Annotated in this window: 1 protein-coding gene and 2 pseudogenes; 1 reads left to right on the top strand and 2 read right to left on the bottom strand. The window is 60.5% G+C overall.

The annotated features are described in order from the left end of the window. Positions 1 to 274 (top strand): annotated as a pseudogene (locus NW835_RS07960) (TIGR00303 family protein); the annotation flags it as partial. Here NW835_RS07960 and clpS read toward each other — a convergent pair. Both clpS and NW835_RS07950 read right to left on the bottom strand, forming a co-directional pair. Next, positions 223 to 528: an ATP-dependent Clp protease adapter ClpS gene (gene clpS / locus NW835_RS07955; protein WP_414335062.1), complete on the bottom strand. Its 306-nt coding sequence runs from the start codon at positions 526 to 528 to the stop codon at positions 223 to 225. The pseudogene NW835_RS07960 and the gene clpS overlap by 52 nt on opposite strands. A 220-nt stretch (positions 529 to 748) precedes the next feature. Continuing rightward, a pseudogene (locus NW835_RS07950) lies at positions 749 to 1872 on the bottom strand (hypothetical protein); the annotation flags it as partial.

The following is a 1872-nucleotide window of genomic DNA, read 5'->3' as shown; positions in this document are numbered from 1 at the left end:
CAATACGGTGGCCTTGGCCGAGTTGCTGGGAACTGCCCCCCTTTTGGCTACCCAACTGAGCTTTGCCCAGAGCCGCTACGCCCCCTTACAGGCTTACGAGCGAGGCTATGTCAAGGAGGGGGTAGGGGCGGGTGGGCTGGCCATTGCCAGCAGCCTATATGCCGGCTGGGGCCAGGCAGAGCTGTTGGCCGCCGTTGAGCGCAGCTACGAGCAACTTGTGCTTCAGGCCGGCTCCAGGGGGGCCATCGTCAGGCCCTCCCGCAGCAACTGTTGATGGTAGAGCTCCGCTTGCTCTTGCGGGCCGACCCAGACGACCGCTTGCCCTTCGGCATCCACCTGCACGGTTAGTTGTCGCGCCAAGGGCAGGGTCATGCCGGGGATGTACTTGAGCAGGCATTCGGTAACGTGCTGAAAGGTGTTGAAATCGTCATCCAAGACGATCACCTTGAAGTGGGGGTAGGGCTGACGAACCCGGGTTCTCGACGGAGACGACTGCTGAGCCAGTCGAGTGGGAGCTTCCGTGGTCATAGCAGCAGAACTCAAGACAACATCCCGTAACTTTAATGCCTCAGATTTGATTCAGCTTTCTCAACAGCCAAAAATAGGCCGCTGTTGATTCTGAGTCTATTCTAGTTCCTAGTCTAGTTAACTTCAGTGGACGCATGGGGTCTGCAGGCAGCCCATGTTTGCCCTCGGATTCCTTGCCGGTGCAAGAGATGGGAAAGAGGTGCGGATTCCCGACCCACTCTCACAACATCAGCTCTTCCCGCAGGGAGCGGCGGGGCTTTTTGCCGCCGAAGTGGCGCTCAAAGTAGAGGGCGGTGGCTTGCGACAGGATCCCGGCTTCGACAAGCGCCTGACACAGGGATCCCCCCGGCGGCAGGTGCTTCTGAATCTGTTCGATTTGGACGGCGCTGACCAGCCCCGAAGCCTTAAGGTAGTCGGCTACATGCCGTCCACCTGCTAGGTACACAGAGTAGCCGTCTTCGCTGAAAAACTTGACCGTCTCTGGCTTGAGGCCGCTGTGGTGGGTCAGCACATCCGTGAAGGTGCCGCCCTCTGTTTCCCAGGCATGGATGACGGCTTCGATGCCAGCATTGTCGAGGAGGCCGGCTGCCCGCAATTGGGTCAAGATCCGCTGCACCCAAGGGGTGGCCCGCTGCAGTGCTTCCAAGTCCTCTTCTCCCAAATACCCTTGGGGCGGTAATTCCCCTTCTGCTGCTCTTGCGGCTACAGTCGGCGTTGAGATGGCCTGCGGCGGGACTTGTTGCTGGGCCGTAGGTACGGTGGCAGGGGGAGGGGCTGGCTGTGTCTGAACTGCTTGCAGTTGGGCTTGGAGCTGACGCACCTGCTCTTGGGCCTGTTGGAGCTGGGCTTGGGTTTCTTGGAGTCGGGCTTGAGTTTCCTGCAGTTGCATCTGCAGCCGGTGGATGGTCTCGGCGGCTTCTTGGCGAGCGTGGGCCAGGTCGGCGATGAGGCGAGTTTTCGTCGATTGAGCCAGTTGGAGTTGGTGCTGGTGCTCCTGCAACGATTGGCTCAGGGTGGCCAGTTGGGCTTCCTTCTGCTCCAGCGTCTGGCGCAGGTGGGCTTCCGTTTGCTGGTGCTGCTGCAGCCGGGATCCCAGCTCTTGCAGCTTGGGTTTGGCCTGGGATTGCCATTCTGTCAGCTCGTGGCAGCGGCGACGTAAGGTCTCCAGCTCGGCTTGGGAAGCTTGCAACTGTTTGGCCAGGGCCTGGACTTGCGCGGATCCCCGATCTTGCTGGGCTTGGAGCTGCTCCTCCAACTCTTGAATGCGCTGCTGGGCAGCCCTGTGTTGCTCGGATCCCTGCTGAATCTGGGCGGCCAGTTGGGCTTCCAACTCGGCCATTCGCT

Origin of the sequence: Synechococcus sp. OH2 (genome assembly GCF_047462155.1) — a bacterium.
Taxonomy (GTDB): domain Bacteria; phylum Cyanobacteriota; class Cyanobacteriia; order Thermostichales; family Thermostichaceae; genus Thermostichus.
This window is presented reverse-complemented; position numbering and strand designations above follow the sequence as displayed.